21 protein-coding genes are annotated in these 10,152 nt (G+C 67.3%); all 21 read left to right on the forward strand.

Going from position 1 to position 10,152, the window contains the following annotated elements; genetic code table 11:
• Positions 1–455 precede the first annotated feature (455 nt).
• The 21 genes from rpsJ (at position 456) to rplO (ending at position 10,109) form a co-directional block, all read left to right on the forward strand.
• Entirely contained in the window at positions 456–764 is a 309-nt protein-coding gene (gene rpsJ / locus AB0J67_RS36330) for a 30S ribosomal protein S10 (RefSeq protein ID WP_007073037.1), read from the forward strand.
• Positions 765–777: 13 nt separating this feature from the next.
• On the forward strand, positions 778–1,437 hold the full coding sequence (rplC, locus tag AB0J67_RS36335; RefSeq protein ID WP_363489518.1) for a 50S ribosomal protein L3: 660 nt from the start codon (positions 778–780) through the stop codon (positions 1,435–1,437).
• Entirely contained in the window at positions 1,434–2,078 is a 645-nt protein-coding gene (rplD, locus tag AB0J67_RS36340) for a 50S ribosomal protein L4 (RefSeq protein ID WP_363489520.1), read from the forward strand. The genes rplC and rplD overlap by 4 nt, the downstream gene beginning before the upstream one ends.
• Positions 2,075–2,377 (forward strand): 50S ribosomal protein L23, encoded by a 303-nt coding sequence (rplW, locus tag AB0J67_RS36345; protein ID WP_363489522.1) that lies wholly within the window; start codon positions 2,075–2,077, stop codon positions 2,375–2,377. Before rplD ends, rplW begins: the two co-directional genes overlap by 4 nt.
• 14 nt (positions 2,378–2,391) lie before the next feature.
• A complete protein-coding gene (gene rplB, locus AB0J67_RS36350) occupies positions 2,392–3,231 on the forward strand; it encodes a 50S ribosomal protein L2 (protein ID WP_363489524.1) in 840 nt (279 codons plus the stop codon).
• Between the two features lie 16 nt (positions 3,232–3,247).
• Complete coding sequence (gene rpsS, locus AB0J67_RS36355; protein WP_363489526.1) at positions 3,248–3,529, forward strand: 30S ribosomal protein S19; 282 nt, start codon at positions 3,248–3,250, stop codon at positions 3,527–3,529.
• A 34-nt stretch (positions 3,530–3,563) separates the two neighbouring features.
• Positions 3,564–4,037, forward strand: a complete 474-nt coding sequence (gene rplV, locus AB0J67_RS36360) for a 50S ribosomal protein L22 (RefSeq protein ID WP_363489528.1) — start codon at positions 3,564–3,566, stop codon at positions 4,035–4,037.
• On the forward strand, positions 4,037–4,867 hold the full coding sequence (gene rpsC, locus AB0J67_RS36365; RefSeq protein ID WP_363489530.1) for a 30S ribosomal protein S3: 831 nt from the start codon (positions 4,037–4,039) through the stop codon (positions 4,865–4,867). Before rplV ends, rpsC begins: the two co-directional genes overlap by 1 nt.
• 3 nt (positions 4,868–4,870) lie before the next feature.
• On the forward strand, positions 4,871–5,296 hold the full coding sequence (gene rplP / locus AB0J67_RS36370) for a 50S ribosomal protein L16 (protein WP_203741717.1): 426 nt from the start codon (positions 4,871–4,873) through the stop codon (positions 5,294–5,296).
• Positions 5,296–5,526 (forward strand): 50S ribosomal protein L29, encoded by a 231-nt coding sequence (gene rpmC / locus AB0J67_RS36375; protein ID WP_120321522.1) that lies wholly within the window; start codon positions 5,296–5,298, stop codon positions 5,524–5,526. Before rplP ends, rpmC begins: the two co-directional genes overlap by 1 nt.
• Before the next feature lie 5 nt (positions 5,527–5,531).
• On the forward strand, positions 5,532–5,810 hold the full coding sequence (gene rpsQ / locus AB0J67_RS36380) for a 30S ribosomal protein S17 (protein ID WP_363489532.1): 279 nt from the start codon (positions 5,532–5,534) through the stop codon (positions 5,808–5,810).
• Positions 5,811–5,965: 155 nt separating this feature from the next.
• Positions 5,966–6,334 carry a 50S ribosomal protein L14 gene (gene rplN, locus AB0J67_RS36385; RefSeq protein WP_203741712.1) on the forward strand — a complete coding sequence of 123 codons (369 nt, stop codon included), beginning with the start codon at positions 5,966–5,968 and terminating at the stop codon, positions 6,332–6,334.
• Positions 6,331–6,648: a 50S ribosomal protein L24 gene (rplX, locus tag AB0J67_RS36390; RefSeq protein ID WP_363489534.1), complete on the forward strand. Its 318-nt coding sequence runs from the start codon at positions 6,331–6,333 to the stop codon at positions 6,646–6,648. Before rplN ends, rplX begins: the two co-directional genes overlap by 4 nt.
• The gene (gene rplE, locus AB0J67_RS36395) at positions 6,648–7,217 is read left to right on the forward strand and encodes a 50S ribosomal protein L5 (protein WP_363489536.1); all 570 of its coding nucleotides are present in this window, start codon (positions 6,648–6,650) and stop codon (positions 7,215–7,217) included. The genes rplX and rplE overlap by 1 nt, the downstream gene beginning before the upstream one ends.
• A gap of 4 nt (positions 7,218–7,221) precedes the next feature.
• Complete coding sequence (locus tag AB0J67_RS36400; RefSeq protein ID WP_155374087.1) at positions 7,222–7,407, forward strand: type Z 30S ribosomal protein S14; 186 nt, start codon at positions 7,222–7,224, stop codon at positions 7,405–7,407.
• Positions 7,408–7,476: 69 nt separating this feature from the next.
• Complete coding sequence (rpsH, locus tag AB0J67_RS36405; protein WP_212839756.1) at positions 7,477–7,884, forward strand: 30S ribosomal protein S8; 408 nt, start codon at positions 7,477–7,479, stop codon at positions 7,882–7,884.
• A 12-nt stretch (positions 7,885–7,896) separates the two neighbouring features.
• Positions 7,897–8,448 carry a 50S ribosomal protein L6 gene (rplF, locus tag AB0J67_RS36410; protein WP_363489539.1) on the forward strand — a complete coding sequence of 184 codons (552 nt, stop codon included), beginning with the start codon at positions 7,897–7,899 and terminating at the stop codon, positions 8,446–8,448.
• An 8-nt stretch (positions 8,449–8,456) separates the two neighbouring features.
• Positions 8,457–8,834, forward strand: coding sequence for a 50S ribosomal protein L18 (gene rplR / locus AB0J67_RS36415; RefSeq protein WP_363489545.1), 378 nt, complete (start codon positions 8,457–8,459; stop codon positions 8,832–8,834).
• A 17-nt stretch (positions 8,835–8,851) separates the two neighbouring features.
• The gene (gene rpsE, locus AB0J67_RS36420) at positions 8,852–9,481 is read left to right on the forward strand and encodes a 30S ribosomal protein S5 (protein ID WP_363489541.1); all 630 of its coding nucleotides are present in this window, start codon (positions 8,852–8,854) and stop codon (positions 9,479–9,481) included.
• Positions 9,482–9,483: 2 nt separating this feature from the next.
• Complete coding sequence (gene rpmD / locus AB0J67_RS36425) at positions 9,484–9,666, forward strand: 50S ribosomal protein L30 (RefSeq protein WP_212827711.1); 183 nt, start codon at positions 9,484–9,486, stop codon at positions 9,664–9,666.
• On the forward strand, positions 9,666–10,109 hold the full coding sequence (gene rplO / locus AB0J67_RS36430) for a 50S ribosomal protein L15 (protein ID WP_363489543.1): 444 nt from the start codon (positions 9,666–9,668) through the stop codon (positions 10,107–10,109). The genes rpmD and rplO overlap by 1 nt, the downstream gene beginning before the upstream one ends.
• The last annotated feature ends 43 nt before the right edge of the window (positions 10,110–10,152 follow it).

The raw sequence follows: 10,152 nt of genomic DNA on the forward strand, positions 1-10,152 counted from the left end.
ACTAATAATAACACCTACTGTTTATTTTTTTTTTTTTTTTGTTTTTTTTTTTTTTTTTTGTTTTTGTTTTAACATTCAAATATTTTTTTGGGGGGGGCCCCCCCGCGGGGGGCCCCCCCCCGCACCTTTTACGTGTACGCAGGTCGGGCCTGTTTTAGTGAGCCCCGGCACCCTGATTTCACAATGCCGCACCTGGTACGGCATAATGAACAGGTTGCGTTGCGAGCGGTCGCTCTCTATGGGTGCGCCGTATCGCGTGGCGTGGGGGGTCCCCGGACCTCTGGCGCACAGCTCCTGTGATCGGGCGTGATGCCCGTTGAGCCAAGGATGACCTCTGAATAGGGAATCAGTCTGGTTCAGCGCGCGACACGCCCGACCGCGGGGGTCGGACAGGGGGCAGGCCCCACCGTCTGCCGCCGCAGGTAGCGGCTTGAGAGAAGGAAACAGAAGCCACCATGGCGGGACAGAAGATCCGCATCCGGCTCAAGGCCTACGACCACGAGGTCGTCGACTCCTCGGCACGGAAGATCGTCGAGACGGTGACCCGTACGGGTGCGCAGGTCGCAGGGCCGGTGCCACTGCCCACGGAGATCAACCGTTTCTGCGTGATCCGTTCGCCGCACAAGTACAAGGACTCGCGCGAGCACTTCGAGATGCGCACGCACAAGCGTCTGATCGACATCATCGACCCGACCCCGAAGACGGTCGACTCGCTCATGCGACTCGATCTGCCGGCTGGCGTCGACATCGAGATCAAGCTGTAGGGACCGGACACTGATGGACAGGCAAGTTAAGGGCATCCTGGGCGCCAAGCTCGGCATGACTCAGGTCTGGGACAACAACAAGGTCGTCCCCGTGACCGTGGTGCAGGCCGGCCCGTGCGTCGTCACCCAGGTTCGTACCACTGAGACGGACGGCTACGAGGCCGTCCAGCTGGCTTTCGGCGCGATCAACCCGCGCAAGGTGAGCCAGCCCAAGGCGGGCCACTTCGCCAAGGCGAACGTCGCGCCGCGCCGCCACATCGTCGAGCTGCGCACCACCGACGCCGGGACGTACGAGCTCGGCCAGGAGGTCACCGTCGCCACGTTCGCCGCCGGCCAGGCGGTCGACGTGACCGGTAAGACCAAGGGCAAGGGCTTCGCCGGTGTCATGAAGCGCCACGGCTTCCACGGCCTCAAGGCCAGCCACGGTGTCGAGCGCAAGCACCGCTCGCCCGGCTCGATCGGCGCTTGCGCCACGCCGGGCCGCGTGTTCAAGGGCGTCCGCATGGCCGGCCGCATGGGTGGCGTGCGCTACACCGCGCAGGGCCTCACCGTGCACGCCATCGACGCTGAGAACAACCTGCTGCTGGTGAAGGGCGCCATCCCGGGCCCGAAGGGCGCGCTGGTGCTCGTTCGCACCGCCGCGAAGACGAAGAAGGGTGGTGCCTCGAAGTGACCACGGTTGACGTGATCAACGCTGAGGGCGCCAAGACCGGTTCGGTCGAGCTGCCCGCCGAGATCTTCGACGTGCAGGCGAACATCGCGCTGATGCACCAGGTCGTGGTGGCCCAGCTGGCCGCCGCGCGCCAGGGCACGCACAAGACGAAGCGCCGCGGCGAGGTCGCCGGTGGCGGCAAGAAGCCGTACAAGCAGAAGGGCACCGGTCGCGCCCGTCAGGGCTCGATCCGCGCGCCGCAGTTCGCCGGCGGTGGCGTGGTCCACGGCCCGGTGCCGCGTGACTACAGCCAGCGGACCCCGAAGAAGATGAAGGCCGCCGCCCTGCGCGGTGCCCTGTCGGACCGGGCCCGCAACGGCAAGCTGCACGTGGTCTCCGGCTTCGTGACCGGTGAGACCCCGTCGACGAAGGCCGCCCTGGCCACGCTGAAGGCGACCGCGGGCGACGTCCGTCGGGTGCTGGTCGTGCTGGGCGCCAACGATGAGATCAACTGGGTGAGCCTGCGCAACGTGCCGGAGGTGCACCTGCTGGAGGCGGGGCAGCTCAACACGTACGACGTGCTCGTCAGCGACGAGGTGGTCTTCACCGCCGAGGCGCTCGAGGAGTTCCTGGGCGTGCCCGCTGAGGAGGGTTCCAAGTGACGACGATTGCCGACCCGCGCGACATCATCGTCGCTCCGGTGGTCTCGGAGAAGAGCTACAGCGAGCTCAACCGCAACTGGTACACCTTCCTGGTGCACCCGGACGCGAACAAGACCCAGATCAAGATCGCTATTCAGCAGATCTTCAACGTTCGGGTGCTGACGGTCAACACGCTCAACCGTGAGGGCAAGCGCAAGCGCACCCGCACCGGTTGGGGTCAGCGCAAGGCGACGAAGCGCGCGATGGTGAAGCTCGCCGAGGGCGACCGCATCGAAGCCTTCGGCGGACCGGTGAGCTGAGGGGTATAAGGACAATGGGTATCCGTAAGTACAAGCCGACGACGCCCGGTCGCCGTGGCTCCAGCGTCGCCGACTTCACCGAGGTCACCCGGTCGACGCCGGAGAAGTCGCTCGTCGTGCCGCTGCCGAAGAAGGGCGGCCGTAACGTTCACGGCCGCATCACCACGCGGCACCAGGGCGGCGGTCACAAGCGTCAGTACCGTCTGATCGACTTCAAGCGGGTGGACAAGGACGGCGTGCCGGCCAAGGTCGCGCACATCGAGTACGACCCCAACCGCACCGCGCGCATCGCGCTGCTGCACTACGTGGACGGCGAGAAGCGCTACATCGTGGCGCCGAAGGACCTGAAGCAGGGCGACCCGATCGAGTCGGGTCCGGGTGCGGACATCAAGCCGGGCAACAACCTGCCGCTGCGCAACATCCCGGTCGGTACGACCGTGCACTGCGTGGAGCTGCGTCCGGGCGGCGGCGCCAAGCTGGCCCGCTCGGCCGGCGTCGGCATCCAGCTGCTGGGCCGCGAGGAGGACTACGCCACGCTGCGTATGCCGTCCGGTGAGATCCGCAAGGTCGACGTGCGCTGCCGCGCCACCGTCGGCGAGATCGGCAACGCCGAGCAGTCGAACATCAACTGGGGTAAGGCCGGCCGTATGCGGTGGAAGGGCAAGCGCCCGACCGTCCGCGGTGTCGCGATGAACCCGGTCGACCACCCGCACGGTGGTGGTGAGGGTAAGACCTCCGGTGGTCGTCACCCGGTGAACCCGAAGGGCAAGCCCGAGGGTCGCACCCGCCGCAAGGGCCAGGCGAGCGACAAGCTGATCGTCCGCCGCCGCTACGCCACCCGCAAGCGCGGGTAATAGGGAGAGCTGACAGATGCCTCGCAGCCTGAAGAAGGGCCCCTTCATCGACGACCACCTGTTCAAGAAGGTGGAAGTGCAGAACGAGAAGGGCACCAAGAACGTCATCAAGACCTGGTCGCGGCGCTCGACGATCGTCCCGGAGATGCTGGGCCACACGATCGCCGTGCACGACGGGCGCAAGCACGTCCCGGTCTTCGTGTCGGAGGCGATGGTCGGGCACAAGCTCGGCGAGTTCGCGCTGACCCGCACGTTCAAGGGTCACGAGAAGGACGACCGGAAGAGTCGCCGTCGCTGACGGCGGACCGTTTAAAGGATTTAGGGGAAACACGATGCCTACGAATGACGCGCAGGCCGCGCCGGGCGCCCGTGCGGTCGCCCGCCACGTGCGCCTGTCCGCCAACAAGGCGCGCCGTGTGGTCAACCTCGTCCGCGGTCTGCCCGCGAAGGAGGCACTGACGGTGCTGCAGTTCGCGCCGCAGGCGGCGAGCGAGCCGGTCTACAAGGTGCTGGCCAGTGCCATCGCCAACGCCGAGAACAACGAGCGCCTCGACCCGGACGCGCTGCTGGTCAGCGCGGCCTACGTCGACGAGGGCCCGACGCTGAAGCGGTTCCGGCCGCGGGCGCAGGGCCGGGCGTACCGGATCCGCAAGCGCACCTGCCACATCACCGTCGAGGTGGAGGCAGTCGCGCCGAAGGCGCCGGTCCGCAAGGCGACCGCCGCCGCCAAGGCCACTCCGGCCAAGGCCACCAAGGCCGCCGCGAAGCCCGAGGTTGAGGCCGCCGAGCAGGAGGAGACCAAGTAATGGGTCAGAAAGTCCACCCGATTGGGTTCCGGCTCGGCATCTCGACCGACTGGAAGTCCCGCTGGTACGCGGACAAGCTCTACAAGGACTACATCGGCGAGGACGTCGCGATCCGCCGCATGATGGCCAAGGGCCTGGAGCGCGCCGGCATTTCCAAGGTCGAGATCGAGCGCACCCGTGACAAGGTCCGCATCGACATCCACACCGCCCGGCCGGGCATCGTCATCGGCCGCAAGGGTGCGGAGGCCGAGCGCCTGCGCGGCGAGCTCGAGAAGCTCACCAAGAAGCAGGTCCAGCTGAACATCCTCGAGGTCAAGAACCCCGAGTCGGACGCTCAGCTGGTCTCGCAGGGCATCGCCGAGCAGCTCTCGGGCCGCGTGGCGTTCCGCCGGGCGATGCGCAAGGCGATCCAGTCGGCCATGAAGAACCCGATGGTCAAGGGCATCCGGGTGCAGGTCTCGGGCCGCCTCGGCGGCACTGAGATGAGCCGCCGGGAGTTCTACCGCGAGGGTCGGGTGCCGCTGCACACGCTGCGCGCCAACATCGAGTACGGCTTCTTCGAGGCCCGTACCACCTTCGGCCGCATCGGCGTGAAGGTCTGGATTTACAAGGGTGACGCCGTGCCGGGTCGCGAGACCCCGGCCGAGGCCCCGGGCCGCCAGCGCCGTGAAGGCCGTGGCGGCGAGCGGTCCGAGCGACCGCGCCGTGGCCGTTCGGGTGCCACCGGCACGACCGGTGCTGGCACCGAGGCCGGCCGTGCGGCCGCCGCGGAGCTCACCAAGGACAGCGCCGACGCGGCTCCGGCCGCGGCGGTTGAGCAGGAGGGCTGAACAATGCTGATGCCGCGTAAGCCTCCGAATGGCTTCCGCAAGCCGCATCACCCCGACCGTTCCGGTCGGAGCAAGGGCGGCAACCGGGTGGTCTTCGGCGAGTTCGGCATCCAGGCGCTGGAGCCGGCGTACGTGACCAACCGGCAGATCGAGTCGGCGCGTATCGCCATGACCCGCCACATCCGTCGTGGTGGCAAGGTCTGGATCACGGTCTTCCCGGACCAGGCCCTGACCAAGAAGCCGGCCGAGACCCGGATGGGTTCCGGCAAGGGCTCGCCGGAGTGGTGGGTGGCGAACGTGAAGCCGGGCCGCATTCTCTTCGAGATGGCGTTCCCGAACGAGGAGACTGCTCGCGAGGCCATGCGCCGCGCGATCCACAAGCTCCCGATGAAGTGCCGAATCGTGAAGCGCGAAGTGGGTGAGGCGTGATGGCAGCCGGTACCAAGGCGGCCGAGCTGCGCGAGAGTTCCTCCGAGGAGCTGGTCGCGAAGCTGCGGGAGGCCAAGGCGGAGCTGTTCAACCTCCGCGTGCAGGGCGCGACCGGTCAGCTCGACAACAACCGTCGGCTGGACGTGGTCCGTCGTGAGATCGCCCGGATCTACACGATCATGCGCGAGCGTGAGCTGGGGCTCTCGGCCGCGCCTACTGAGGTGGCGTAGGGAACATGAGCGAGACCAACGAGAACGCAGTCGACCGGAACCGGCGTAAGGTTCGTGAGGGTCTGGTCGTCAGCGACAAGATGGACAAGACCGTCGTCGTCGTGATCGAGGACCGGGTCAAGCACTCGCTGTACGGCAAGGTGCTGCGCCGGACCAGCAAGCTGAAGGCGCACGACGAGCAGAACTCGTGCGGCATCGGCGACCGGGTGCTGCTCATGGAGACCCGTCCGCTGTCCGCCACCAAGCGGTGGCGGGTCGTGGAGATCCTCGAGAAGGCCAAGTGACCCTGCCTCCGGCAGGTTCGCCGGCCGCCTAGCGGCCGAAGATCAGATAGCCGGCCGGCACGCCCCGCGGGGCGTGCCCGGACGGTTCGAGTTCCGCCAGGCTCCGCCCGCCCCCACCGGGCGGGCGGAGAACCGGCAGACATACAGGAGTTGACGTGATCCAGCAGGAGTCGCGACTGCGAGTCGCCGACAACACGGGTGCCCGGGAGATTCTGTGCATCCGCGTTCTCGGTGGTTCGGGTCGGCGCTACGCGAGCATCGGCGACGTCATCGTGGCCACCGTCAAGGACGCCATCCCCGGTGCCGGTGTGAAGAAGGGCGACGTCGTCAAGGCTGTCGTCGTGCGCACCGTCAAGGAGCGGCGCCGTCCGGACGGCTCGTACATCCGCTTCGACGAGAACGCCGCCGTCATCATCAAGGACGGTGGCGACCCGCGCGGTACCCGCATCTTCGGCCCGGTCGGCCGTGAGCTGCGGGACAAGCGCTTCATGAAGATCATCAGCCTTGCCCCGGAGGTGTTGTGACCATGAAGGTCAAGAAGGGCGACAAGGTCAAGGTCATCGCCGGCAAGGACAAGGGCAAGGAGGGCACGGTCATCGCGGCCTACCCCCGCACCGAGAAGGTCCTGGTCGAGGGCGTTAACCGGATCACCAAGCACGAGAAGATCCGCACCACCCAGCGCGGCGCCAAGACCGGCGGCATCGTCACTCAGGAGGCGCCGATCCACGTCTCCAACGTGATGGTCGTCGAGGATGGCAAGCCCGTGCGCGTGGGCTACAAGGTTGACGAGAACGGTGTGAAGGTTCGCATCTCCCGTCGCACCGGCAAGGAGCTGTGATGACGACGGCGACCGAAACGAGGGCGCTGCCGCGTCTCAAGGAGCGCTACCGCAACGAGGTCGCGGGCCAGCTGCGCGAGCAGTTCGGCTTCGCGAACCCGATGCAGGTGCCGGGCCTGGTCAAGATCGTGGTCAACATGGGCGTCGGCGAGGCGGCCCGTGACTCGAAGAAGATCGACGGTGCGGTCCGCGACCTCACCGCGATCACCGGCCAGAAGCCGCAGATCCGCAAGGCGACCAAGTCCATCGCGCAGTTCAAGCTGCGTGAGGGTATGCCGATCGGCGCGAAGGTCACCCTGCGCGGCGACCGGATGTGGGAGTTCCTGGACCGGCTGCTGTCGATCGCGCTGCCGCGTATCCGCGACTTCCGCGGTCTGGACGGGCGCAAGCTCGACGGTCACGGCAACTACACGTTCGGTCTTACCGAGCAGTCGGCTTTCCACGAGATCGACCAGGACAAGATCGACGCGGTCCGGGGCATGGACATCACGCTCGTGACCACCGCCAAGACCGACGATGAGGGCCGGGCGCTGCTCAAGCTCCTGGGCTTCCCGTTCAAGGAGAACTGAGCACATGGCCAAGAAGGCGCTGATCATCAAGGCTGCGGCCAAGCCGAAGTTCGCGGTGCGCGCGTACACCCGGTGCCAGAAGTGCGGCCGGCCGAAGGCGGTCTACCGCAAGTTCGGTCTCTGCCGGGTCTGCGTCCGGGAGATGGCTCACCGTGGTGAGCTGCCCGGCGTGTCCAAGGCTTCCTGGTAAATCCAAGGCTTCCCCTTCGCCGTAGGCCCGGCTAGCTCCGGGAACCGCGGCGAGAAAGGCTGATAAACAATGACGATGACCGACCCGATTGCAGACATGCTCACGCGTCTGCGCAACGCCAACCAGGCGTACCACGACCGGGTGACGATGCCCTACTCGAAGATCAAGGCGAACGTCGCCGAGGTTCTCAAGGCCGAGGGCTACATTGCCGCCTGGTCCGTCGAGGAGCCCGCCGAGGGCGCCGTCGGCAAGAGCCTGATCGTCGAGCTGAAGTTCGGCCCGAACCGGGAGCGGAGCCTGGCCGGCATCCGGCGCGTCTCCAAGCCCGGCCTGCGGGTATACGCCAAGTCGCCCGAGCTGCCCCGTGTTCTGGGCGGCCTGGGTGTGGCGATCATTTCGACGTCTCAGGGGCTGCTCACCGACCGGCAGGCCCGTAAGCGCGGGGTGGGCGGGGAAGTCCTCGCCTACGTCTGGTGAGGAAGGTCTGCAATGTCGCGAATCGGACGTAAGCCGATCCCGGTGCCTTCCGGCGTCGAGATCACCATCGAAGGCCAGACCGTCAAGGTCAAGGGCCCCAAGGGCACGCTCCAGCACACGCTGAGCGAGCCGATCGTCGCCGAGCGCGGGGAGAGCGGCGAGCTGCTCGTCACCCGGCCGAACGACGAGCGCCGCGCCAAGGAGCTGCACGGTCTCTCCCGTACCCTCGTCGCCAACATGATCGTCGGCGTCACCGAGGGCTACAAGAAGAGTCTGGAGATCAACGGCACCGGTTACCGTGTCACCGCCAAGGGTTCCGACCTCGAGTTCGCGCTCGGGTTCTCGCACCCCGTCGTGGTGAACCCGCCGGACGGCATCACCTTCGCGGTGGAGAAGCCGACGCTGTTCCACATCTCCGGCATCGACAAGCAGCTCGTCGGTGAGGTTGCCGCCAACATCCGGAAGATCCGTCCGCCGGAGCCCTACAAGGGCAAGGGCGTCAAGTACCAGGGCGAGGTCATCCGCCGTAAGGCCGGTAAGGCTGGAAAGGCAGGTAAGAAGTGACCGCCACGCTGCTCAAGCGCCGCAACAGCGTCGCCGCCAAGCGGGCCGTCGGCAAGGCGCGTCGGCACTTCCGCATCCGCCGCAACCTCAGCGGCACCGCCGAGCGCCCCCGCCTGGTCGTCACCCGCACGCTGCGGCACATCTGGGTCCAGATCGTGGACGACACCAAGGGTCACACCGTGGTGTCCGCCTCGAGCATGGACGCCTCGATCCGTGGCGCCGAGGGCGACAAGAGCGCCGTCGCCGGCAAGGTGGGCACGCTGCTCGCCGAGCGGGCGAAGGCCGCCGGCATCACCAAGGTCGTCTTCGACCGCGGTGGCAACCGCTACGCGGGCCGCATCGCGGCTCTGGCGGACGCCGCACGCGGTGCTGGACTCGAGTTCTAGGAAAGGTGGCTGGGATAATGCCAGGACCACAGCGCCGGGGCACGGGTTCCGGTAACACAGAGGGCGGCGACGGCCGCGGTCGCGGCGAGCGCCGCGGTCGCGGCGAGGGCCGCGGCAACGCGCCGGTCGAGAAGACCCCGCATCTCGAGCGGGTCGTCACGATCAACCGCGTGTCCAAGGTCGTCAAGGGTGGTCGCCGGTTCAGCTTCACCGCGCTGGTCATCGTCGGCGACGGCGAGGGCAACGTGGGCGTCGGCTACGGCAAGGCCAAGGAGGTGCCCGCGGCGATCGCCAAGGGCGTCGAGGAGGCCAAGAAGCACTTCTTCCGGGTTCCCCGGATCGGCTCCACCATCCCGCACCCCGTGCAGGGTGAGGCTGCGGCCGGTGTCGTGCTGCTCAAGCCGGCCAGCGCCGGTACCGGTGTCATCGCCGGCGGCCCGGTGCGTGCCGTGCTGGAGTGCGCGGGCATCCACGACGTGCTGTCGAAGAGCCTCGGCTCGTCGAACCCGATCAACATCGTGCACGCCACCGTGGCCGCGCTGAAGATGCTGGAGTCGCCGGAGGCCATCGCATCGCGTCGTGGCCTGCCGGTCGAGGACGTCGCGCCGGCCGCGCTGCTGGCCGCGCGTGCGGGAGCGGGTGCGTAACGATGGCGCGTTTGAAGGTCACCCAGCTGCGTTCCGAGATCGGGTGCAAGCGCAACCAGCGCGAGTCGCTGCGTTCGCTCGGGCTCAAGCGGATCAACGACGTGGTGGTGAAGGAGGACCGTCCCGAGATTCGGGGCATGATCTTCGCGGTCAACCACCTCGTGAAGGTCGAGGAGGTTGAGTAATGACGATCAAGATCCACCACCTCCGCCCGGCGCCCGGAGCCAAGACCGCCAAGACCCGTGTGGGTCGTGGTGAAGGTTCCAAGGGCAAGACCGCCGGTCGCGGTACCAAGGGTACGAAGGCCCGCTACCAGGTGAAGCCGTCGTTTGAGGGTGGGCAGATGCCTATCCACATGCGGCTTCCCAAGCTGAAGGGCTTCCGGAACAAGTTCAAGGTCGTGTTCCAGGTCGTGAACCTGGACCGGCTGGCCGAGCTGTTCCCCAACGGCGGCGAGATCGGCCCGCTGGAGCTGGCCGAGGCCGGTGCGGTCCGCAAGGGCCACCCGGTCAAGGTTCTCGGCACCGGCGAGCTCGGTGGCGTGAAGCTCCAGGTCAAGGCGCACGCTTTCAGCGCCTCCGCCAAGGAGAAGATCGCTGCCGCCGGCGGCTCCGTCACGGAGCTGTAGAGCGAATGCCGTAGACGTGGCGCCCGACCGACCATGGTCGGGC

The sequence above is a fragment of the Catellatospora sp. NPDC049609 genome, assembly GCF_040675365.1.
Taxonomy (GTDB): Bacteria; Actinomycetota; Actinomycetes; order Mycobacteriales; family Micromonosporaceae; genus Catellatospora.

Coding starts and splice junctions, on each gene's coding strand:
- rplC (WP_363489518.1), top strand. CDS start 778: ATGGACAGGCAAGTTAAGGGCATCCTGGGCGCCAAGCTCGGCATGACT.
- rplP (WP_203741717.1), top strand. CDS start 4,871: ATGCTGATGCCGCGTAAGCCTCCGAATGGCTTCCGCAAGCCGCATCAC.
- rpsH (WP_212839756.1), top strand. CDS start 7,477: ATGACGATGACCGACCCGATTGCAGACATGCTCACGCGTCTGCGCAAC.
- rpsS (WP_363489526.1), top strand. CDS start 3,248: ATGCCTCGCAGCCTGAAGAAGGGCCCCTTCATCGACGACCACCTGTTC.
- rpmC (WP_120321522.1), top strand. CDS start 5,296: ATGGCAGCCGGTACCAAGGCGGCCGAGCTGCGCGAGAGTTCCTCCGAG.
- rpsE (WP_363489541.1), top strand. CDS start 8,852: ATGCCAGGACCACAGCGCCGGGGCACGGGTTCCGGTAACACAGAGGGC.
- rplV (WP_363489528.1), top strand. CDS start 3,564: ATGCCTACGAATGACGCGCAGGCCGCGCCGGGCGCCCGTGCGGTCGCC.
- rplF (WP_363489539.1), top strand. CDS start 7,897: ATGTCGCGAATCGGACGTAAGCCGATCCCGGTGCCTTCCGGCGTCGAG.
- rpsQ (WP_363489532.1), top strand. CDS start 5,532: ATGAGCGAGACCAACGAGAACGCAGTCGACCGGAACCGGCGTAAGGTT.
- AB0J67_RS36400 (WP_155374087.1), top strand. CDS start 7,222: ATGGCCAAGAAGGCGCTGATCATCAAGGCTGCGGCCAAGCCGAAGTTC.
- rpsJ (WP_007073037.1), top strand. CDS start 456: ATGGCGGGACAGAAGATCCGCATCCGGCTCAAGGCCTACGACCACGAG.
- rplE (WP_363489536.1), top strand. CDS start 6,648: ATGACGACGGCGACCGAAACGAGGGCGCTGCCGCGTCTCAAGGAGCGC.
- rpmD (WP_212827711.1), top strand. CDS start 9,484: ATGGCGCGTTTGAAGGTCACCCAGCTGCGTTCCGAGATCGGGTGCAAG.
- rplB (WP_363489524.1), top strand. CDS start 2,392: ATGGGTATCCGTAAGTACAAGCCGACGACGCCCGGTCGCCGTGGCTCC.
- rplO (WP_363489543.1), top strand. CDS start 9,666: ATGACGATCAAGATCCACCACCTCCGCCCGGCGCCCGGAGCCAAGACC.
- rpsC (WP_363489530.1), top strand. CDS start 4,037: ATGGGTCAGAAAGTCCACCCGATTGGGTTCCGGCTCGGCATCTCGACC.